The sequence below is a fragment of the Piscinibacter sp. HJYY11 genome (assembly GCF_016735515.1).
Lineage (GTDB): Bacteria > Pseudomonadota > Gammaproteobacteria > Burkholderiales > Burkholderiaceae_C > Rhizobacter.
The window spans coordinates 304316-325299 of record NZ_JAERQZ010000002.1; the positions used below are offsets into that span (position 1 = coordinate 304316).

Annotated in this window: 14 protein-coding genes; 8 read left to right on the forward strand and 6 right to left on the reverse strand. The window is 67.2% G+C overall.

The window, feature by feature from the left end; all coding sequences use genetic code 11:
* Together rmuC and JI745_RS25155 are read left to right on the forward strand one after the other, a co-directional pair.
* Positions 1 to 1449: a DNA recombination protein RmuC gene (rmuC, locus tag JI745_RS25150; RefSeq protein WP_201813259.1), complete on the forward strand. Its 1449-nt coding sequence runs from the start codon at positions 1 to 3 to the stop codon at positions 1447 to 1449.
* Positions 1449 to 2618, forward strand: a complete 1170-nt coding sequence (locus JI745_RS25155) for an MFS transporter (RefSeq protein WP_201813260.1) — start codon at positions 1449 to 1451, stop codon at positions 2616 to 2618. The genes rmuC and JI745_RS25155 overlap by 1 nt, the downstream gene beginning before the upstream one ends.
* Positions 2619 to 2639: 21 nt before the next feature.
* Here JI745_RS25155 and JI745_RS25160 read toward each other — a convergent pair whose 3' ends face one another.
* The 5 genes from JI745_RS25160 to JI745_RS25180 all read right to left on the reverse strand — a co-directional run bounded on the left by JI745_RS25160 (position 2640) and on the right by JI745_RS25180 (position 9472).
* Positions 2640 to 3278 (reverse strand): glutaredoxin family protein, encoded by a 639-nt coding sequence (locus JI745_RS25160; RefSeq protein ID WP_201813261.1) that lies wholly within the window; start codon positions 3276 to 3278, stop codon positions 2640 to 2642.
* A gap of 44 nt (positions 3279 to 3322) precedes the next feature.
* Entirely contained in the window at positions 3323 to 5365 is a 2043-nt protein-coding gene (locus JI745_RS25165) for a M3 family metallopeptidase (RefSeq protein ID WP_201813262.1), read from the reverse strand.
* 11 nt (positions 5366 to 5376) lie between these two features.
* Positions 5377 to 6231 (reverse strand): bifunctional methylenetetrahydrofolate dehydrogenase/methenyltetrahydrofolate cyclohydrolase FolD, encoded by an 855-nt coding sequence (gene folD, locus JI745_RS25170; RefSeq protein ID WP_201813263.1) that lies wholly within the window; start codon positions 6229 to 6231, stop codon positions 5377 to 5379.
* A 72-nt stretch (positions 6232 to 6303) separates the two neighbouring features.
* Positions 6304 to 6930 carry a response regulator transcription factor gene (locus JI745_RS25175; RefSeq protein ID WP_201813264.1) on the reverse strand — a complete coding sequence of 209 codons (627 nt, stop codon included), beginning with the start codon at positions 6928 to 6930 and terminating at the stop codon, positions 6304 to 6306.
* 10 nt (positions 6931 to 6940) lie between these two features.
* Complete coding sequence (locus JI745_RS25180) at positions 6941 to 9472, reverse strand: PAS domain S-box protein (RefSeq protein WP_201813265.1); 2532 nt, start codon at positions 9470 to 9472, stop codon at positions 6941 to 6943.
* A 150-nt stretch (positions 9473 to 9622) separates the two neighbouring features.
* On the opposite strand from JI745_RS25180, the gene aceE reads away from it, so the two are divergent.
* The 4 genes from aceE to lpdA are packed head-to-tail and all read left to right on the forward strand — an operon-like array spanning position 9623 to position 16063.
* Positions 9623 to 12331 carry a pyruvate dehydrogenase (acetyl-transferring), homodimeric type gene (aceE, locus tag JI745_RS25185; protein ID WP_201813266.1) on the forward strand — a complete coding sequence of 903 codons (2709 nt, stop codon included), beginning with the start codon at positions 9623 to 9625 and terminating at the stop codon, positions 12329 to 12331.
* 23 nt (positions 12332 to 12354) lie between these two features.
* Positions 12355 to 13716, forward strand: a complete 1362-nt coding sequence (gene aceF / locus JI745_RS25190) for a dihydrolipoyllysine-residue acetyltransferase (RefSeq protein WP_201813267.1) — start codon at positions 12355 to 12357, stop codon at positions 13714 to 13716.
* Positions 13713 to 14291, forward strand: coding sequence for an MFS transporter (locus JI745_RS25195; RefSeq protein ID WP_201813268.1), 579 nt, complete (start codon positions 13713 to 13715; stop codon positions 14289 to 14291). The genes aceF and JI745_RS25195 overlap by 4 nt, the downstream gene beginning before the upstream one ends.
* Positions 14292 to 14293: 2 nt before the next feature.
* Complete coding sequence (gene lpdA / locus JI745_RS25200) at positions 14294 to 16063, forward strand: dihydrolipoyl dehydrogenase (protein WP_201813269.1); 1770 nt, start codon at positions 14294 to 14296, stop codon at positions 16061 to 16063.
* A gap of 13 nt (positions 16064 to 16076) precedes the next feature.
* On the opposite strand, the gene JI745_RS25205 is transcribed toward lpdA, so the two are convergent.
* A complete protein-coding gene (locus tag JI745_RS25205) occupies positions 16077 to 17960 on the reverse strand; it encodes a TolC family outer membrane protein (protein ID WP_201813270.1) in 1884 nt (627 codons plus the stop codon).
* Positions 17961 to 18224: 264 nt separating this feature from the next.
* Between JI745_RS25205 and JI745_RS25210 the strand changes: the two genes are divergently transcribed.
* Positions 18225 to 18938: a transglutaminase-like cysteine peptidase gene (locus JI745_RS25210; protein ID WP_310738769.1), complete on the forward strand. Its 714-nt coding sequence runs from the start codon at positions 18225 to 18227 to the stop codon at positions 18936 to 18938.
* Between the two features lie 49 nt (positions 18939 to 18987).
* Positions 18988 to 20916 carry an EAL domain-containing protein gene (locus tag JI745_RS25215; protein WP_201813271.1) on the forward strand — a complete coding sequence of 643 codons (1929 nt, stop codon included), beginning with the start codon at positions 18988 to 18990 and terminating at the stop codon, positions 20914 to 20916.
* Positions 20917 to 20984: the final 68 nt, after the last annotated feature.

The following is a 20984-nucleotide window of genomic DNA, read 5'->3' on the forward strand; positions in this document are numbered from 1 at the left end:
ATGCAAAACCCGTGGTGGATCGTGGCGGCGCTTCTCGCCGTCAATCTCATGTTGCTGCTCTGGCTGGCCTTTCGCCGGCCGCCGGTGGATGACAGCCTCAAGACCGACCTGCGCAACAGCACCGAGCGACTGGAGCGCGAGCTGCGCGACGAGCTGGGCCGCAGCGCGCAGGGCACACGCCAGGAGCTGGGCAGCACCCTCGCCAACTTCCAGCAGACGCTGACCGGCGCACAGGCCAGCGTGGCGCGGCTGCAGAACGAGCAGATCGACAGCTTTCGCGTGCAGCTGGCTGCCATGCAGCAGGCGGTGAGCGACACGCTGCAGGCCGCCGCCAGCTCTCAGGCTGCGCAGGCTCTGGCATCTCGCGAAGCGCAGGACGCGGGCCTCAAGCGCTTTGCCGACACGCTCAACGAGCAGCTGCGGGCCCTGTCCGACGCCAACGAGCGCCGCCTCGCCGAAGTGCGCAGCGTTGTCGAGCAGCGCCTCACCGTGCTGCAGCAGGGCAACGAGCAGAAGCTCGAGCAGATGCGCGCCACCGTCGACGAGAAGCTGCACGCCACGCTCGAGCAGCGCCTGGGCGAAAGCTTCAAGCAGGTGGCCGAGCGGCTGGAACAGGTGCACCGAGGGCTGGGCGAGATGCAGGGCCTGGCACGCGACGTCGGCTCGCTGAGCCGCGTGCTCAACAACGTGAAGACCCGTGGCACCTTCGGCGAGACGCAGCTCGCGGGCCTGCTGGAGCAGGTCTTCACGCCCGAGCAGTACGGCACCAACGTCGAGACCGTGCCCAACACCGGCGCGCGGGTCGAGTTCGCGATCCGCCTGCCGGGCCAGCGTGCCGATGGGGTGCCCCTCTGGCTGCCGATCGATTGCAAGTTCCCGCGTGAAGACTACGAGCGCCTGGTCGATGCGCAGCACAACGCCGACGCAGTTGCAGCCGAAGCTGCAGCCAAGGCCATCGAGCTGCGCCTGCGGGCGGAAGCGAAGACCATTCGCGACAAGTACGTCTCGCCGCCCCACACCACGGACTTCGGCATCCTCTTCGTGCCGACCGAAGGTCTCTACGCGGAGGCCCTGCGCCGGCCTGGACTGGTGGAGTCGCTGCAGCGCGAGCACCGCGTGATGCTCGCCGGCCCGACCACCTTGCTCGCCACCTTGAGCAGCCTGCAGATGGGCTTCCGCACGCTGGCGCTGGAGAAACGCTCGGTCGAAGTCTGGGAAGTGCTGGGCGCGGTGAAGACCGAGTTTGCGAAATTCGGCGATGTGCTTGCCAAGACCAAGAAGAAGCTCGACGAGGCCAGCAACAACATCCTGCAGGCCGAAGTGCGTGCACGTGCGATGTCGCGCGAGCTGCGCACGGTCGAGGCCCTGCCCGAAGCCCGTGCCAAGGTCGTGCTGCCCTTGCCGGCCGATGATGCGAGCCTCACCACCGGCGACCTGCTCGACCCCTGATGGCCTCTTTCTCCCGACCGCTTTTGGCCCTGATCGTGGGCCAGGTGTGCCTGCATTCCTGCATGTCGGGCATTCGCGTCGCGGGCCCGCTGCTTGCCTTGCGCAGCGGCCAGCCGGCCTGGGTGGTGGGCGTGCTGCTCGGGCTCTTTGCGGCGGCGCCGGTGCTGTCGTCGATGTATGCAGGGCGGCTCGCCGATCGCCATGGCTACCACCGGCCTGCACGGCTGGCGGTCGGGCTCACGGTGGCCGGCGGCGGGCTGGCGATCCTGTCGACGTGGTTCGCAGACGTGCAGCTGGTGTTGCTCGGCCTCGCGGCCTGCCTGTGCGGTGTCGGCACGAACCTCGGTCTGATTGCCAACCAGCGCACCGCCGGCAGGCTGGCCGATGGCGACCGGGCGGCGTTGACACGGGTCTTCAGCTGGCTGGGCCTCGCGCCGGCGGTGTCCAACGTGATCGGCCCCGTGATGGCGGGCGCCCTGATCGACCTCAGCGGCTTCCGCGGGGCCTTCATCGCGCTCACGCTGCTGCCGCTCGCGACCTTGTGGTCGTCGCGCCAGGTGCCGAAGGAAACGCCCGTGGTGCCCAAGTCAGCCCCGGGCAAACGTGCGACATGGGACCTCTTCGTCACGCCCGGCATGCCGCGCCTGCTGTTCATCAACTTCCTGATGTCGTCGAGCTGGGACCTGCACTCGTTCATCGTGCCGGTGATCGGGCATGAGCGAGGCTACAGCGCGTCGGCGATCGGGTTGATCCTCGGCGTGTTCGCGGCGGCGGTGGCCGGTGTGCGGGTGATCATCCCGTTCATGTCGCACCGGCTGCGCGAGCATCAGGTGCTCGCGTCGGCGATGGTGTTGACCGCACTCGTCCTGTGCATCTACCCCTGGGTCCACAGTGCGTGGCTGATGGGCTTGTGCGCGGCGGCGCTCGGCCTGGCGCTGGGGGCGGTCAACCCGATGGTGATGACGGCCTTGCACCACCTCACGCCGAGCGAGCGGCATGGCGAAGCCATTGCCTTGCGCTCGATGACGGTCAACGCCAGCAGCGCGCTGATGCCCTTGCTGTTTGGCGCGCTGGGCGCGGCGGTGGGGGCGTCGACGCTCTTCTGGGTGATGGGCGCGGCGGTGGGCGTGGGCAGCTGGCAGGCGCGGCTGATGGGCGGCCGCGCCTAGCGCCTCAGCGGCCGCCGTGCCTCAGAAGCGGATGGTGCCCGGGGCTGGGGCGGGGGCCGGTGCAGGCTCCGCAGCGGGCGCTGGTGCCGGGCGTGGCGCAGTGGGCGGCGCGACAGGTGCCTGGCGGGCTTCGGTCAGAGGCTCGGGCTTGCCCTGCGGGAAGTTGGCCGGAAGTTTCGAGTCTTTCGGGTAGCCGGCGGCGTCGATGTACGACGCCCACTGCTCACGTTGCCAGCCACGCACCACTTGCGCACCCACCGTGAGGACGGGCAGCGTGTTGCCACCAGTCAGCCGCTGGAGCGCCTGGCCGTCCTCCGGCGTGCTCACGAGTTTTTCGGACGCCGGGATGCCGCGCCCTCGCAGGAACTGGCGGCCCTCTTCGCAAGGCGGGCAGTCGGGTGCCACATAGATCACCACCGGGTAGCGCAGGGCCGCCTGGCGCACTTCATACGGCAGGCTCACGTCGTTGGCGGCACCGCCGCCGCGGGCGTTGACGGGTTGCACCTTGCGGTCGGTGCTGACGTCGGGCCGGTCGGTGTAGGTGACCTTGCCGTCGGGGCCGACGACCTTGTAGAGCGCATGGGCCGGCAGTGCGCCGAAGAGCGCAGCGGCCGCCGCCGAAGCGGCAAGGGTGTGGATCGCGCGGTGGCGTGGGCTCATGTCGTCATGTCTCCGGGGGTCGGCGGCTGCTCAAATTCTAGGCATCAGGCCATGCCTTGGTGGCGCAAAAGTGCGTCAATTCGTGGCTCGCGGCCGCGGAAGGCCTTGAAGCTTTCCATCGCCGGGCGGCTGCCACCGGCCTCGAGGATGGCCTCGCGGTAGCGGCGGCCGGTCTCGGGGTCGAGGGCGCTGGTTTCCTCGAAGGCGCTCCAGGCGTCGGCGCTCAGCACCTCGGCCCACTTGTAGCTGTAGTAGCCGGCCGAGTAGCCCCCGGCGAAGATGTGCGAGAACGAATGCTGGAATCGGTTGAAGGCAGGCGGCGCCATGACCGACACCTCGCGGCGCACCTCGTCGACGAGCTTCTGGATGTCGGCCTCGGCGCCGGGCTCGCTGTGCAGGCGCATGTCGAAGAGCGCGAACTCGATCTGCCGCAGCGTCTGCAGGCCACTCTGGAAATTCTTGGCGGCGAGCATCTTGTCGAAGAGCGCGCGCGGCAGCGGCTCGCCGGAGTCGACGTGGGCGGTCAGGTGCTTGAGAACGTCCCACTCCCAGCAGAAGTTCTCCATGAACTGGCTGGGCAGCTCGACGGCGTCCCACTCCACACCGGAAATGCCGGCCACGCCGATGTCGTTCACCTGCGTGAGCATGTGGTGCAGGCCGTGGCCGAACTCGTGGAAGAGCGTGGTGACCTCGTCGTGCGTCAGCAGCGCAGGCTTGCCGCCACTCGGAGGCGTGAAGTTGCACACGAGATGCGCCACCGGCGTTTGCGTGCGGCCTTCGGGCCGGGCCCAGCGGCCACGCACGTCGTCCATCCACGCGCCGGGGCGCTTGCCGGTGCGGGCGTAGGGGTCGAGGTAGAACTGGCCGACCAGTTGCGGGCTACCGGAGGGCCCCATCGTGGCCTGGCGTTCGATGCGGAAGAAGCGCACGTTCGGGTTCCACACCTCGGCTTCGTCGGGCCGGATGCTGACCTCGAACAGTGTCTCGATGATGCGGAAGAGGCCCGACAGCACCTTGGGCTCGGTGAAGTACTGCTTCACCTCCTGGTCGCTGAACGCGTAGCGCGCTTCCTTGAGCTTCTCGCTGGCGTAGGGCACGTCCCACGACTGCAGGTCGGCGAGGCCGAGCTCGGTGCGGGCGAACTCGCGCAGCTCGGCGAGGTCGCGCTCGGCGTAGGGGCGGGCACGTTTCGCCAGATCGCGCAGGAAGTCCAGCACCTGCTGCGGCGAGTCGGCCATCTTGGGCACGAGCGAGACTTCGGCGAAGTTCTGGTAGCCGAGCAGCTTCGCCTCTTCCTGGCGCAGCTCGAGCAGCTCTTTCATGATGGCGCTGTTGTCGTGCTCGGGCTTGCCGAGATCGCTGGCGCGGGTGGCGTAGGCGGTGTAAAGCTCCTGGCGCAGGGCACGGTCGTCGCCGTACTGCATCACGGGGAAGTAGCTCGGGAAGTGCAGCGTGAGCTTGTGGCCCGGCTTGCCTTCGGCCTCGGCGGCGGCGCGCGAGGCCTGCTTCACGTCGTCGGGCACACCGGCGAGGCGGCTTTCGTCGACGTAGAGCGCGTAGCTGTCGGTAGCGTCCATCACGTGCTCGGAGTAGGCCGTCGTGAGCGCTGCATGCCGCTCCTGGATCTGCGCGTAGCGCTCGCGGGCCGCGCCTTGCAGCTCCGCGCCCGACAGCACGAAATCGCGCATCGCGTTGGACAGTGCCTTCTTGCGCGCCGCGTTCAGCCTGGTCGCCGCCGGGCTCGTCGCAATCGCCTTGTACTTGGCGTAGAGCCGCTCGTCGGCGCCGAGCCGGGTGTGGAACTCGGTGATCTTCGGGATGTTCTCGTTGTAGACGGCGCGGAGCTCGGGGTTGTCGGCCACATGGTTCAAATGCGCCACGGCGCCCCACGCGCTGTGCAGGCGCTCGGTGGCCACGTCGAGCACGGCCGACATCGCGTCGTAGTCGGCCGGCACCTCGTCACTCGTGGCCCTTTCCAGGGCCGCGTCGGCGACCGCCAGCAATTCGGTGATGGCCGGGGTGACGTGCTCAGGCTTGATCTGTGCGAAGTGGGGCAGGCCGGTGGTGTCGAGGAGGGGGTTGCTCATGCTTCTCCGATTCAGTTGGCGGCGGCACGTTCCGCGGCTTCGATGGTGTTCACGAGGAGCATCGCACGGGTCATCGGGCCCACGCCACCCGGCACCGGGGTGATCCAGCCGGCGACCTTTGAGACGCCCTCGAAATCCACATCGCCACAGAGCTTGCCTTCGTCGTTGCGGTTCATGCCGACGTCGATGATGACGGCACCCGGCTTGACCATGTCGGCGGTGACGGTGTTGCGCCGGCCCACCGCCGCCACGATCACGTCGGCCTGGCGGGTGTGGGCGCCGAGGTCGGCGGTGGCACTGTGGCAGATGGTGACGGTGGCGTTGGCTTGCAAGAGCAGCTGGGCCATCGGCTTGCCCACCGTGTTGCTGCGGCCGATGACGACAGCGTGCTTGCCGCGCAGGTTGAGGCCGGTGGTTTCGATGAGCTTCATGCAGCCATAGGGCGTGCACGACTTGAAGCCGGGCAGGCCGCTCGCCAGTGCGCCGGCACTCTGGATGGAGAAGCCGTCGACGTCCTTGTGCGGGGCGATGGCGGCGATGACCTTCTGCGGGTCGATGTGCTTGGGCACGGGCATCTGCACCAGGATGCCGTGGATCTTGGGGTCGGCATTGAGCTCGGCGATGCGCTTCAAGAGCGCGGCTTCGCTCATGTCGGCGGGGTAGCGGTCGAGCAGGGAGTAGACGCCGCTGCCTTCGCAGTCCTTGACCTTGTGGCTCACGTAGACCTGGCTGGCCGGGTCGTCACCGACCAGCACCACGGCGAGGCCGGGCTGGTGGCCGCGGGCGGTCAGCGCTGCGGCGCGCTCGGCCACTTCGCCACGGATCTTCTTGGCGAGAGCGTTGCCGTCGATGAGTTGTGCAGTCATGGGTGGTCCTCGATCTGGTAGTTGAAACTAAAAAGGGCCGCTGTGGAGCGGCCCTTTGAGATGTGTTGTGGCTTATGCCTTGGTCTGCTGGGCGCCCAGCGCGATCTTGAGGAGATCGGCCACGGTGTTGGCGTTGAGCTTTTCCATGATGTTGGCGCGGTGCGCCTCCACCGTCTTGATGCTGATGCCCAGGTCGTCGGCGATCTGCTTGTTCAGGCGGCCGGCAACGATGCGCTCGAGCACCTGCGATTCACGCGTGGTCAGGCGCGAGAGCAGGGCGTCGCGACTGGCGGCTTCCTGGTGGTGCGAGAAGGCGCTGCGGGCCTGGTCGAGCATGCGCTCCACGAGGTTGAGCAGCTCTTCTTCCTTGAACGGCTTCTCGATGAAGTCCATCGCGCCCTTCTTCATGGTGCTCACCGCCATGGGCACGTCGCCATGGCCGGTGATGAAGACGACCGGCAGCGGCGACTTGCGCTCGAGCAGGCGGTCTTGCAGCTCCAGGCCGCTCATGCCGTCCATGCGGATGTCGGCGATCAGGCAGGCGACTTCGCGCGGGTCGAAGCGGGAGAGGAAGGATTCGGAAGAGTCGAAGCACTTGACCCGGTAGTCCTTGCCTTCGAGCAGCCATTGCAAGGAATCACGAACCGCCTCGTCGTCGTCGACCACGTAGACGGTGCCCTTCTTGGGAATCAGACTCATGTGTGCTGTCTCATGTCAGGGCCGCTTCGAGGCCCGTGGATTTGGCGGTTTCGACCGGCAGCGTAAAGGTAAAACGGCAGCCGACAGCGAGGTCGCCATTGTAGAGGTTCTGGGCCCGGATCCGGCCCCGGTGGCTCTCGATGATGGAGCGGCACAACGACAGGCCGATGCCCAGGCCTTCGACCTTGGTCGAGAAGAAGGCTTCGTAGAGCCGGTTGATGACTTCTTCCTTCAAGCCCGGGCCCGAATCGGTGACGCCGAACTCGATCACGCCGCCTTCTTCCGGCGTGTGCTTGGGCACCACGCGCAGCTCGATGTTGCGGCGGGCGGGTGGCAGCCCGGCCATGTCGATGGCTTCGGCGGCGTTCTTGAGCAGGTTGAGGATCACCTGCTCGATGAGGATCGGGTCGACCATCAGCGTCGGCAGGCGCTGGGCCACGTAGACGTGCAGCGAGACGTTGCGCCGGCGCAGCTCGATGCCGGCGAGGTCGACCGCGTCGTCGACGATGGTGCGGGCCTCGGCCGCCTGGCGCTGCGGTTCGCTGCGCTTCACGAAGGCGCGGATGCGGCGGATGATCTGCGCGGCGCGGTCGGCCTGCTTCGCGGTCTTTTCCAGCGCGGCGACGAGGTCGTCTTTTCCGATGGCGTCGCTCTTCACGCGCGAGACCATGCCGTTGCAGTAGTTGGTGATGGCGGTCAGCGGCTGGTTGAGCTCGTGGGCGACCGATGAGGCCATCTCGCCCATCGTCACCAGGCGGCTCGTGACCTGAGCTTTTTCGGCCTGCTGCTTGGCCTGCTCTTCGGCGTGGCGGCGGCTCGTCACGTCGGTCGCGATCAGCATCTGCGCGAGGCGGCCGTCGGTCCATTGCAGGTAGCGCGCGCGCACGTCGAACCACTTCTGCAGCGTCTCGACAAAGACTTCGCGCGTCTCGGAGCCGGCCTCGGTGAGCTCCTGCGTCGGCAGGCCGCCGAAGCTGTCGACCGAGTCACCCATGTCGGCAATCATCGGGAGACCCGGTTCGCCGCCGGCGAGCGTGCCGTGGCCTTGGGCATCGGCGCCGAACCAGAGGCGATACGAGCGGTTGGCGAAGAGCAACTCGCCCTGTTGCACCGAGAGCACCGACACGGCGGCGTCGAGCCCTTCCAGCACGGTGGTGAAGCGCTCGTGCGAGGCGGAGAGCTGGTCACGCACGCGCTTGGCCTCGGTGATGTTGGTCATCGAGGTCATCCAGCCGGTCTGCATGCCTTTCGGGTCGATCAGCGGCGAGACGTACATGCGCGCATCAAACAGCGTGCCGTCCTTGCGCATCGCCTTCACCTCGATGCCGCCAGCGGGGCTGCGGCCCTGCAGCTCCTGTTGCAGCAGGCGCATGTTTTCCTCGTAGCGATCGGGCGGCCAGTGCGGGAAGGGCGGCATGCGGCCGATCAGCTCATGCTCGCTGAAGCCCGTCATCGCGCAGAAGGCCGGGTTCACGTAGGTGATGCGTCCTTCCATGTCCATCGCGCGCATGCCGGTGAGCATGGAGTTTTCCATCGCGCGTCGGAAATTGGTTTCCGACACGAGCGTGGCTTGCATCTGCACGCGCCGGCGCATGTGGCGCCAGGTGCCGAGCAGCATCCACACGGTGAGCACCGACAGCGCCGAGACCATCCAGAAAAGCGTGTTGCTGATGAGGCCGATGGACGTGCGATAGCCCTGGCCGCGCAGCACGAGCCCGTTGCTCGCGGGTGCGAGCGGCACCTCGTGGACGATCGACGCCGGCCTGGCTTTCTCGCCCGGTGTCATCGGCAGCGTGCTTGCAACGACCTGGCCCTGAGCGTCCACCAGCGTCATCGTGTGGCGCTTCGAGACCTCGGCAGGGATGAAGTAGCGCACCAGCGAATCAATCGAGTACTCGGCGATCAGCGTGCCCGAGAAGGCGCTGCGGTCGAGCAGCGGCACATGCACCTGGAAGACGGCGTTGCCGTTCGCATCGGAGAAGGTGCGTGAATACACCGGCAGGCGCAGCTCGCGCGTGGCGCGGAAGGCCTGGTCGGGCTCGCTGTTGCGCGGGTCGGGCAGCGAGCGGCCGTTGTCCACGTAGGGCAGGCCGAGCTCGGAAAAGAGCGTGGTGGTCGAGTAGCTGGCCTTGCGCACGCGGGCCTGGTTGACCCAGATGAGGTTCGTGATCTCGGGCCGCTCGCGGGTGAAGCTGGCGGCCTGGCTCTGAAATTCCTCTTCGTCGATCTGGCGCGTGACGATCTCGCGCGCGATGCGCACCAGCTGCTCCTGGTTCTCGATCAGTCGCAGCCGCACCTGCTGCTGGGCGATCTCGGTGTCGCGCTTGACCGACTCCTGCTCGCGCTCGAACTCCTCGTTGCGCAGGTACCAGAAGGCCGAAATGATCGCTGCGAGGAACAGCAGCACCGAGACCAGCGGCCCGAGCGTCGCATAGCGGTCCTGCCGCGCGGGCGACTGGCGGCGCCACCACCTGCCGACCAGGCGGCCAGCCCTCGCGGTGACAGGGCGACGTGGCGGGGAGGCTGGTGCGGGAGTGGACATAGGCGGATTATCGAGGGCGGCCTGATCCGGCCCTGTGTCCCGCTTTTGGGTACGTAGAAGTTCGTATTATGAAATGACGTAGCGCTATTTGAAAAAATTTGGACTTGTGGGACACTTCGCGCCAACCCTGAATCCAACAAGGAGACAAGCATGTCTGCGATGCCAGAAGCCTTTCTGGGCGCGGCGGCCAACGATGCCGACGCACAGGAAACCCGCGAGTGGCTGGACGCTCTGTCCGCCGTCATCGAAGCAGAGGGTGGCGAACGCGCCCACTTCCTGCTCGAAGAGCTGATCAACCACGCGCGACAGGCCGGCATCGACCTGCCGTTCTCGGCTCGCACCGCCTACGTCAACACCATTCCGCCCGACCAGGAAGAGCGGATGGTCGGCAACATCGAGATCGAGGAGCGCCTGCGCGCCTACATGCGGTGGAACGCGATGGCGATGGTGGTCAAGGCCAACCGCCTGCACCCGCACGACGGTGGCGACCTCGGCGGCCATATCTCGTCGTTCGCCTCGCTGGCGACGATGTTCGGTGCTGGCTTCAACCACTTCTGGCACGCCGAGCACGAAGGCCATGGCGGCGACCTGCTCTACATCCAGGGCCACTCGTCGCCCGGCATCTACGCCCGCGCCTTCCTCGAAGGCCGCATCAGCGAAGAGCAGCTCTTCAACTTCCGCCAGGAAGTGGGCGGCAAGGGCATCTCGAGCTACCCGCACCCGAAGCTGATGCCCGAGTTCTGGCAGTTCCCGACCGTCAGCATGGGCCTGGGCCCGCTGATGGCGATCTACCAGGCGCGCTTCCTCAAGTACCTGCATGCCCGTGGCATCGCCAACACCGAGAACCGCAAGGTCTGGGTCTTCTGCGGCGACGGCGAGATGGACGAGCCCGAGTCGCTCGGCGCGATCGGCCTCGCAGCACGCGAGAAGCTCGACAACCTGATCTTCGTCGTCAACTGCAACCTGCAGCGCCTCGACGGCCCGGTGCGCGGCAACGGCAAGATCATCCAGGAGCTCGAAGGCGAATTCCGCGGCTCCGGCTGGAACGTCATCAAGCTCATCTGGGGCAGCTACTGGGACCCGCTGCTCGCCCGCGACAAGGAAGAGATCCTGCGCAAGGTGATGATGGACACGGTCGACGGCGACTACCAGGCCATGAAGGCCAACGACGGTGCCTTCGTCCGCAAGCACTTCTTTGGCCAGCACCCCAAGCTGCTGGAGATGGTCTCCAAGATGAGCGACGAGGACATCTGGCGCCTGCAACGCGGCGGCCACGACCCGCAGAAGGTCTACGCGGCCTATCACCGCGCGGTCAACACCAAGGGCCAGCCGACCGTGCTGCTCGTGAAGACCGTCAAGGGCTTCGGCATGGGCAAGAGCGGTGAAGGCAAGAACACCGCGCACCAGACCAAAAAGCTCACCGACGACGACATCAAGGGCTTCCGCGACCGCTTCAACATCCCCGTCAGCGACGAGCAGATCGAGAAGGGCATCCCGTTCTACAAGCCGGCCGAAGACTCGGTCGAGATGCGCTACCTGCACGAGCGCCGCAAGGCGCTGGGCGGCTACCTGCCCAAGCGTCGCCCGAAGGCCGACGAGTCGCTCAAGGTGCCGGATCTCGAAACCTTCAAGGCCGTGCTCGAGCCCACCGCCGAAGGCCGTGAGATCAGCACGACGCAGGCCTACGTGCGCTTTCTCACGCAGCTGCTGCGCGACAAGGAGCTCGGCCCACGCGCCGTGCCCATCCTCGTCGACGAGGCCCGCACCTTCGGCATGGAAGGCCTCTTCCGCCAGATCGGCATCTACAACCCCGATGGCCAGAAGTACACGCCGGTCGACAAGGACCAGGTCATGTACTACCGCGAAGACCAGGCCGGCCAGATCCTGCAGGAAGGCATCAACGAAGCCGGCGGCATGAGCAGCTGGATCGCCGCCGCCACCTCGTACTCGACGAACAACCGCATCATGGTGCCGTTCTACGTGTACTACTCGATGTTCGGCTTCCAGCGCATCGGCGACCTGGCCTGGGCGGCGGGCGACATGCAGGCCCGGGGCTTCCTGCTCGGCGGCACCTCGGGCCGCACCACGCTGAATGGCGAAGGCCTGCAGCACGAAGACGGCCACAGCCACATCCTGGCGGGCACGATTCCCAACTGCATCAGCTACGACCCGACCTTCGCGCATGAAGTGGGCGTGATCCTGCACCATGGCCTGAAGCGCATGGTGGAGAAGCAGGACAACGTCTTCTACTACCTCACGCTGCTCAACGAGAACTACGCGATGCCGGGCCTCAAGGCCGGCACCGAGGAAGAGATCATCAAGGGCATGTACCTGCTGGAAGAGGGCGCGAAGAAGACCCCCCGCGTCAACCTTCTCGGCAGCGGCTCGATCCTGCGCGAGTCGATGGCGGCCAAGCAGTTGTTGAAAGACGACTGGGGCATCTCGGCCAACGTGTGGAGCTGCCCGAGCTTCAACGAACTCGCCCGCGACGGCCAGGACGTTGAGCGCTGGAACCTGCTGCACCCGACGGAGAAGCCGCGCGTCGCCTTCGTCACGCAGCAACTCGAGAAGCACAACGGCCCGGTGATCGCCTCCACCGACTACATGAAGAACTACGCGGAGCAGATCCGCGCCTTCATCCCGAAGGGCCGCGCCTACAAGGTGCTGGGCACCGACGGGTTCGGCCGCAGCGATTTCCGCTATCGCCTGCGCGAGCACTTCGAGATCAACCGCCATTACATCGTGGTGGCTGCGCTCAAGGCCCTGGCCGAAGAGGGGACCGTGCCCGCGGCTAAAGTCGCCGAGGCCATCCAGAAGTACGGCATCAACGCCGACAAGATCAACCCGCTGTACGCCTGATCAGGCTTCGGAGACACAACAACATGGCGCTGGTGGAAGTGAAAGTCCCCGACATCGGGGACTTCAAGGACGTCGAGATCATCGAAGTGCTGGTCAAGCCCGGTGACACGATCAAGGCCGAGCAATCGCTCGTCACCGTCGAGAGCGACAAGGCCTCGATGGAGATCCCGGCGTCGCACGCCGGCGTGGTGAAGGAGCTGAAGGTCAAGCTCGGCGACAAGATCAGCGAAGGCTCGCTGCTCCTGTTGGTCGAAGCGGCCGGCGGTGCCGCCGCAGCGGCGCCTGCACCGCAGTCAGAGCAAGACACCTCGAGCCAGAAGGTCGCCCCGGTCGAGCTGGCGGTCGCGCCGGCACCGGCGCCCGTGCAGGCGCCGCCTCCGGCGGCCGCCGAGCGCACGGTGCCCACCGCCGCATTGCCGGCCCACGAGCCGACCGCCGCCCGCGATCACCTGCCGCATGCATCGCCCACCATCCGCAAGCTGGCGCGCGAGCTGGGTGTGCCGCTGGAAGAAGTGAAGGGCACGGGCCCCAAGGGCCGCATCACGCATGACGACGTGCATGGCTTCGTCAAGGGTGTGATGGCGGGCGAGGTTCAGACCAAGGCGCAATCGGCCAAGCAGGGTGGTGCTGCAGCAAGCGGTGGCGGCAACTTCCCAGGCCTGCCGGCCTGGCCGACGGTCGACTTCGCCAAGTTCGGCCCCATCGAGCGCAAGGACCTCAGCCGCATCAAGAAGATCAGCGGCGCGGCCTTGCACCGCAACTGGGTGATGATCCCGCACGTCACCAACCACGACAACGCCGACATCACCGAGCTCGAAGCCTTCCGCGTCCAGACCAACAAGGAAAACGAGAAGAGCGGCATCAAGGTCACGATGCTCGCCTTCGTGATCAAAGCCGTGGTGGCGGCACTCCGGAAATTCCCCGAGTTCAACGCCTCGCTCGACGGCGACCAGCTCGTGCTGAAGCAGTACTTCCACATCGGCTTCGCGGCCGACACGCCGAATGGCCTGGTCGTGCCCGTGCTGAAGGATGCCGACAAGAAAGGCATCCTGCAGATCAGCAAGGAGATGAGCGAACTGGCGGCCAAGGCACGCGACGGCAAGCTGGGGCCTGCCGACATGAGCGGCGGCTGCTTCTCGATCAGCTCGCTGGGCGGCATCGGTGGGCGCTACTTCTCGCCGATCATCAATGCACCCGAGGTGTCGATCCTCGGCCTCTCGCGCGGCGTGATGGAGCCGGTGTGGGACGGCAAGGCCTTCCAGCCGCGCCTGATGCTGCCGCTGAGCCTGAGCTACGACCACCGCGTGATCGACGGCGCTGCCGCCGCACGCTTCAATGCGTACCTCGCTCAAGTTCTGGCCGACTTCAGGAGAGTCCTCCTGTGACGACCGTGGTCGTCGTCAGAAAGGCGGGACAGGTGGCGATCGCCGGTGACAGCCTCGTCACCTTCGGCGACACCCGCCTGCCGCATGGCTACGAAAGCAACGAAAAGCTCTTCAAGGTCGCGGACTCGTGGGTCGGCATGGCCGGTACCACCGCCCACTTCCCGGTGCTGCGCCGTGCGCTCAACTGGCTGCCGCCGGAAGAGCTGAAGCTGCATTCGCGCGACGAGGTGTTCGACACCTTCCTCAAGATCCACCCGAAGCTGAAGGAAGTCTTCTACCTGAACACCAAGGAAGAAGACGCCGACCCGTATGAGAGCTCGCAGCTCACCGCACTCATCGCGAATGCCAGCGGCATCTACGGCGTGTACTCGTACCGCGAGGTCTTCGAGTTCGACCGCTTCTGGGCCATCGGCTCGGGCCGCGCGTTTGCACTCGGTGCGATGTACACCGCCTTCGACCGCGCCAAGACCGCGCGCGAGCTCGCCGAGATCGGCGTGAAGGCGGGCTGTGAATTCGACAAGAACTCCGACGGCCCCGTGAAGGTGCAGACGATCAAGCTCAAAGGAAAAGAGTGACCATGGCCGCCATTGAAATCAAGGTACCCGACATCGGCGACTTCAAGGACGTCGCCATCATCGAAGTGCTGGTCAAGCCCGGCGACAAGGTCGCGAAAGACCAGTCGCTGGTCACGGTGGAAAGCGACAAGGCGTCGATGGAGATCCCGTCGTCGCACGCCGGTGTCGTGAAGGAACTGAAGGTCAAGCTGGGCGACAAGATCAGCGAAGGCTCGCTGTTGTTGACGCTGGACGCAGAAGGCGCCGCGGCGCCTGCGCCGGCACCCGCCGCAGCAGCACCGGCCAAAGCCGCCGCCCCTGCTGCGGCACCGGCCGTGCCCGCACCTCAGGCCGCCACGCACAGTGGCGGCTCCGACCTCGAGTGCGACGTGCTCGTGCTCGGTGCCGGCCCCGGCGGCTACAGCGCGGCCTTCCGTGCCGCCGACCTCGGCCTGAAGACGGTGCTCGTCGAACGCTTCCCCACGCTCGGCGGCGTGTGCCTGAACGTCGGCTGCATTCCTTCGAAGGCGCTGCTGCACGTGGCCGCGGTGATGGACGAGGTGAAGCACTTCGACGCGCTCGGCGTGAGCTTCGGTGAACCGAAGGTCGACCTCGCCAAGCTCAAGGCGCACAAGGACAAGGTGGTGGGCAAGCTCACCGGTGGCCTCACCGCGATGGCCAAGATGCGCAAGGTCACGGTGGTGCAGGGCACGGGCGAGTTCCTCGACCCGTACCACCTCGGCGTGACCAAGGCCGATGGTGGCAAGCAGGTCATCAAGTTCAGGAACGCGATCATCGCGGCCGGCTCCGAGGCGGTGAAGCTGCCCTTCCTGCCGAAGGACGACCCACGCATCGTCACCTCCACCGGCGCGCTCGAATTGCGCCAGGCCCCGAAGCGCATGCTCGTCATCGGCGGCGGCATCATCGGCCTGGAGATGGGCACGGTCTACAGCAGCACCGTGGGTGCGCGTCTCGACGTGGTGGAAATGCTCGATGGCCTGATGCAGGGCGCCGACCGCGACCTGGTCAAGGTGTGGCAGAAGATGAATGCGCCGCGCTTCGACAACATCATGCTCAAGACCAAGACGGGCGGGGCCGAGGCCACCAAGGACGGCATCCTCGTCAAGTTCGAAGGCGAAAACGCGCCCAAGGAACCGCAGCTCTATGACCTGGTCCTGCAGGCGGTGGGCCGTGTGCCCAACGGCAAGCGCATCGGTGCCGAGAAGGCCGGGGTCACGGTCAACGAGCGTGGCTTCATCCCGGTCGACATCCAGATGCGCACCAACGTGCCGCACATCTTCGCCATCGGCGACATCGTCGGCCAACCGATGCTCGCGCACAAGGCGGTGCACGAAGGGCACGTGGCCGCCGAGGTCGCGTCAGGCGACACGCATGCGGCCTTCGATGCGCGTGTGATCCCGAGCGTGGCCTACACCGACCCGGAAGTCGCCTGGGTTGGCCTCACCGAAGACGATGCCAAGGCACGCGGCATCAAGGTGAAGAAGGGCCACTTCCCGTGGACGGCTTCCGGCCGCGCGATCGCGAACACGCGCGACGAAGGCTTCACCAAGCTGCTCTTCGACCAGGAGACAGGCCGCATCGTCGGCGGCGCGATCGTGGGCACGCATGCGGGCGACATGATCGGCGAAGTGGCCGTGGCGATCGAGATGGGCGCCGACGCGATCGACATCGGCAAGACGATCCACCCGCACCCGACGCTGGGTGAAAGCCTCGGCATGGCCGCCGAGGCCGCCGAAGGTCACTGCACGGACCTGCCGCCGGTGAAACGTTGATCGGAAAGCAACCCTAGCGGTTGCTCTCCTTCACGATGAGCCACTGGCTGCCGATCTGCTGCCAGACCAGGCTCTTCTGCATCACGTCGCTGAAGCCATCGGAGCGGTAGCTCTGCTTGAACTGCGTCTCGACACGGTCGGGCGCCAGCTCGCGCGCGAGCACTTCTTCCAGCTTCACGTTGATGTCGCCTTTCTTGGCGACGAGCCGGCGGCGCTGTGCCTTCCAGCTGTCGGCATCGCCCCGCTCCGAGCGGAAGTCGGGCGCATAGAACGACAGGTAGCGGTCGACGTCCTTGGCTTCCCAGGCGGCGGCCCAGTCGTTGAGGCGCTTCACCGACAGCGCAGCAGGGCCGTTGGCCGAGGCGGCGGTGGGCTCGCTGGGCAGGGCCGGGGCCTTCGCCACGACCGGCTGCGTGCGTGGGGTGTTGCTGCTGGTGGTCGAGCCAGGTGTGGCGGGCACGCCCTGGTTCGGCAGCAAGGAGGTGGCGCGGCGGTTGAGTTCTTCCAGGTTCAGCGGCTGGATCTCGATGGCGTCAAGCGGGCAGCGGCCCGGGCCTTCGTCGCCGGCTGACCAGTTCTCGGTGCCCGCCGGTGCTTCGCGGTCGCTGCGCAGGCCCAGCTGCGTGTTGAGGCGGCTCAGCGCGGCTTGCACACGCGCATAGGCGATGCCGAGGTCGAACTCGGCGTTGGCATACGAGCGACGGGCGGTGTAGAGCTCGTTCTCTGAGTTCAGGAGGTCGAGCAGGCTGCGCTGGCCGATGTCGAACTGCTGGCGGTACGCATCGCGCGCCTTCTCGATCGCGAGGGTGTTGCGGTCGAGGTAGACGAGCTGGTCGGCCAGCTTCTTCGTGTCGTTGTAGGCGATGGCGAGCACCTGGCGTACGTCGCGGCAGGCCTTGTCGCGCTGGTCGGCCGCCTGGTTCACGAGGTTGGCCTGTTGCCGCACGCGGGCGCGGTCGCTGCCGCCGTTGAAGAGGTTCCAGTTCAGCACAATCTCGGCCGAGGTGTCGTTGCGCTGGTCGCGCACGCCGTCGAAGTTCTTGCCGGTGCCCGAGCGGAAGCGCGCTTCCACCCTGGGCTGGTAGGCCGACTCGCGTGCGCTCAGCAGCTCCTTGGTGGCGCGCAGGGTCTCGATCGACGCGCTCACGGCCGGGTTGCGGCGAGCCGCTTCGAGCGAGGCCTCGTTGGCCGAGGCGGGCACGCCATCTTTCAGCTGCACCGGCAGCGGCATGTCCTTCGGGGGCGCCACGCCCACCACGCGCTGGTAGCGCGCCGAGACGTCGTGCAGGTTCGCGAGCTCGGTGCTGAGGTTGGACTCGGCGAGCGCCAGGCGGGCGCCGGCCTGTTCGAGGTCGACCCCGCGGCCCACGCCGGCCTTGAAGCGCGACTGGATCTGGTTGAAGGCGCTCTTGTGCTGCACGTAGTTGTCTTCGGCCAGCTGCACGAGGCGGCGGTAGCGCAGCACGTCGTAGTAGGCACGGGCGGCTTCGAGCGCGGTCTGTTCGGTGGCGTCGAGCAGCTCGAAATAACGTGCGAGCTTCTCGTGGCCGAGGCGGCCCACTTCGTTCTGAGTGGCCAGGCCATCCCACAGCAGCTGCGTCAGCGTGAGCGAGGCGCCGCTGCGGCTGAGCGACTGCTCCTGGGGTGTGCGGTTCGTCACACGGTCGCGGTCGCGTCCGGCGGAGGCACTGAGGTCGAGTCGTGGGAAGTAGCCACCGCGGGCCACGTCGACGGCATCGGCCGCGGCGCGGTAGGCGTTGAAGCGCGCGGTGACCTCGGGGCTGGTGTTGATCGCCTGCTGTGCTGCGGCCTTCAGAGCCTCATTGCTCTGAGCACTGGCACTGGTGGTGAACACCAAGGCGAGGGCGAGAGTCAAGGCTCGGGTCTTGAAGTGCATCAGGCAGGTCTTTCGGGTACGTCGTTCTACGTAGTGAGGGGTTCCTTCGACGCGGGGCGAGTTTACTTGCCGCGTTGCGAGGGTCACGCCCCCCTGACCGCATGTTCCGGTGGGACTTTTTCACGACGCCGGATCGCACGGGCGTGTTCCGTGAAAAAGGCCCGCTCCGTTGAATAGCACCGGACGCGCTGTCTCCCGGGAGAGAGGGCCTCAACTCCCGGCGCGGGATGACGACAACAGGTCGTTGAACCGTGCTCCGCGCCCGTGCCGTCCTTCCGCCTCACTTCATCGCCCGAACGAGACCTGCAAGTGCGCTGCACGCCGCTGCGCTTGTGGGTGGCCGCGTGGCTGATCGTCGCCTTGCTGGTGCCCGGCCTGCCCACGCAGGCTTGGGATGCGGAGCGCATGATGGCCGCGGCCCGGCGCATGTCGCCGCGCGCGGTGGCAGGGGTGCAGGTGCTGCAGCCGCTGCTCATGCAATCGGTCGGGCAGGACGAGCTGGCGCAGCTGCAGACCGTCAACCAGTTCTTCAACCGCCGCATCCAGTTCCGAGAAGACACCGAAGCCTGGGGCCAGGTCGACTACTGGGCGAGTCCGCTCGAGAGCCTGGACAAGGGCCAGGGCGACTGCGAGGACTATGCGATCGCCAAGTACTTCAGCCTGCTCGCGGTGGGCATGCCGGTTGCCAAGTTGCGGCTGGTGTACGTGCGCGCCCAGATCGGCGGGCCGCAGGGCGTGACGCAGGCGCACATGGTGCTGGCCTACTATGCGGCACCCGGCGCCGAGCCGATGATCCTGGACAACCTCATCACCGAGGTGCGGCCCGCGTCGAGGCGGCCCGACCTGGTGCCGGTCTTCAGTTTCAACAGCGAAGGCTTGTGGCAAGGTGTGGGGCCGCAGGCCGCGGGCGACCCGTCGGCGCGCCTGTCGCGCTGGCGCGAGATTCTTGTGAAGGCGAGGGCGGAGGGGTTCCAATGACCCCGATGATTCGAATGACGAAGGGCCAACGAACGAGAAGGACAAAGGCATGTCGCTGATCCGGCAGATCTGGTTGTTGATGCTCGCGACGGTGCTGCTGGCCTATGCCGGCAGCGTGACGGTGTCGGTGGAATCGGCCCGGCACTACCTGCAGACGCAGCTGCGCCTGAAGAACGCCGACAACGCCACCTCGCTGGCGCTGGCGCTCTCGCAGCAGAAGGGCGACCGCGAGCTGATGAACCTCCTGATGTCGGCGCAGTACGACACCGGCTTCTACCGTCGCATCAAGTTCGTCGCCGCCGATGGCAGCGTGCCCTTCGTGCGCGAGGCGCAGGCCACCGGGCAATTGGCGCCGGCGTGGTTCGTGGCGCTCGCGCCCATCGAGTCGGAGCCGGGCATCGCGCAGGTGTCGGATGGCTGGCGTGCATTGGGCAAGGTCGAGGTCGTGAGCCATTCCTTCTTCGCGCACGACGAGCTGTGGGCCGGCACGCTGCGCACCGCCGCGGCGCTGGCGGTGGTGGGGCTGCTCGCGGGGGCCGTGGGCGGGCTGCTGGTGCGGCGCATCCGCAAGCCGCTCGACTCGACGGTGGAACAGGCGCATGCGCTGGTGGCGGGCGAGTTCCGCACCGTGCCCGAGCCCAAGGTGCCGGAGCTGCAGCGCCTCACGCGCGCAATGAACACGATGGTGAGCCGCCTGCGCGTCACCTTCCAGGCGCAGGCCGACCAGCTGGACACCTTGCACAAGCAGGCCAACCTCGACCGGCTCACCGGCCTGTCGAACCGCGCCCACTTCCTGGGCCAGCTCACCGCCGCACTGCAGCGCGAAGACGGCACGGCCGAAGGCGGCCTCGTGCTGCTGCGCGTGATCGACCTCGCCGGCATCAACCGCAGCCTCGGCCACGCCGGTGCCGACCGTGTCATCACGACCATCGCGCAAGCGCTCAAGCCCTATGCCGAGCGTGCGAAGGGCTGCTTCCTCGGCCGCCTGAACGGCTCGGACTTCGCGCTGTGCCTGCCGGTGCCTGGCGTGGCGCGCGAGACGGCGCAGGCCTTGTCGGATGCACTGTCGGTGCTGCTCACGAGCCTGGGCGGCGGCGCGGGCATCTGCCTGGGCGCCATCGAGCTGCGCCGCGACATGACGCCCGCGCAGGTGATGAGCGCGGCCGACGCGGCGCTTGCGCGCGCGGAAGCGCGAGGCCGCTTCGCGGTAGAGCTCAGCAACGAGCCGGAGCACAGCGTGGCGATGCTGGGCGAAGCCGCCTGGCGGCAACGCATCCGCGATGCGCTGGTGCAGGGGCGCGTGCACCTCGTCAACTACCCGGTGGTCAACTCGCGCGGCGAGCTGCTGCACATGGAATGCCCGCTGCGCCTGCAGCTCGAAGAGAACGGCGAGTTCGAGCCCGCCGCACGCTGGCTGCCGCTGGCCATGCGCAGCCGCCTCACGGTCGACGTGGACGAACGCGCGCTCGCGCTGGCCATCGCCGAATCGGGCGCCGATGGCCAGTCGCGTTGCGTGAACCTCTCACCGGCGTCGCTCGCCGACAGCAGCTTCTCGGCACGCCTGCGCGCGCTGCTGTGGGACTCGCCGCGCGTGGCGCGCCTCATCTGGCTCGAAGTGGCCGAATCGGCCGCCGTCGAGCATTTCGACCTGCTGCAGGAACTGAGCCGCCAACTGCGCCCGACCGGCGTGCGCCTCGGCCTCGAGCACGCGGGCGAGCGCCTGGGCCTCATCCCGCGCCTCTTCGAAGCCGGCCTCGACTACGTGAAGCTCGACGCCTCGATGATCACCGGCGTCGGCCAGGACGAGCACCGCGCCACCTTCGTGCGCGGCACAGTGACGCTGCTGCACGGCCTGTCGCTGCAGGTCTACGCCGAAGGCGTGGCGAGCGCCGACGACGCGAAGGTGCTGTGGGAATGCGGCATCGACGGCTGCACCGGCCCCTACATCTCCCAGCAAAACGCCCTCCCCGGTCGCTGAGCCCAAGCGAGCGCAGCGAAGCGCCCGATCAAGCCACGCCCAAGGCTCGGGTTTCCCGAGCCGATGGG

Bases quoted from the DNA above. Each gene is read 5' to 3' on its own strand.
- folD (WP_201813263.1), bottom strand. From the start codon at position 6,231: ATGACTGCACAACTCATCGACGGCAACGCTCTCGCCAAGAAGATCCGT.
- JI745_RS25205 (WP_201813270.1), bottom strand. From the start codon at position 17,960: ATGCACTTCAAGACCCGAGCCTTGACTCTCGCCCTCGCCTTGGTGTTC.
- aceF (WP_201813267.1), top strand. From the start codon at position 12,355: ATGGCGCTGGTGGAAGTGAAAGTCCCCGACATCGGGGACTTCAAGGAC.
- JI745_RS25180 (WP_201813265.1), bottom strand. From the start codon at position 9,472: ATGTCCACTCCCGCACCAGCCTCCCCGCCACGTCGCCCTGTCACCGCG.
- JI745_RS25155 (WP_201813260.1), top strand. From the start codon at position 1,449: ATGGCCTCTTTCTCCCGACCGCTTTTGGCCCTGATCGTGGGCCAGGTG.
- JI745_RS25160 (WP_201813261.1), bottom strand. From the start codon at position 3,278: ATGAGCCCACGCCACCGCGCGATCCACACCCTTGCCGCTTCGGCGGCG.
- JI745_RS25165 (WP_201813262.1), bottom strand. From the start codon at position 5,365: ATGAGCAACCCCCTCCTCGACACCACCGGCCTGCCCCACTTCGCACAG.
- lpdA (WP_201813269.1), top strand. From the start codon at position 14,294: ATGGCCGCCATTGAAATCAAGGTACCCGACATCGGCGACTTCAAGGAC.
- aceE (WP_201813266.1), top strand. From the start codon at position 9,623: ATGTCTGCGATGCCAGAAGCCTTTCTGGGCGCGGCGGCCAACGATGCC.
- JI745_RS25175 (WP_201813264.1), bottom strand. From the start codon at position 6,930: ATGAGTCTGATTCCCAAGAAGGGCACCGTCTACGTGGTCGACGACGAC.
- JI745_RS25215 (WP_201813271.1), top strand. From the start codon at position 18,988: ATGTCGCTGATCCGGCAGATCTGGTTGTTGATGCTCGCGACGGTGCTG.
- rmuC (WP_201813259.1), top strand. From the start codon at position 1: ATGCAAAACCCGTGGTGGATCGTGGCGGCGCTTCTCGCCGTCAATCTC.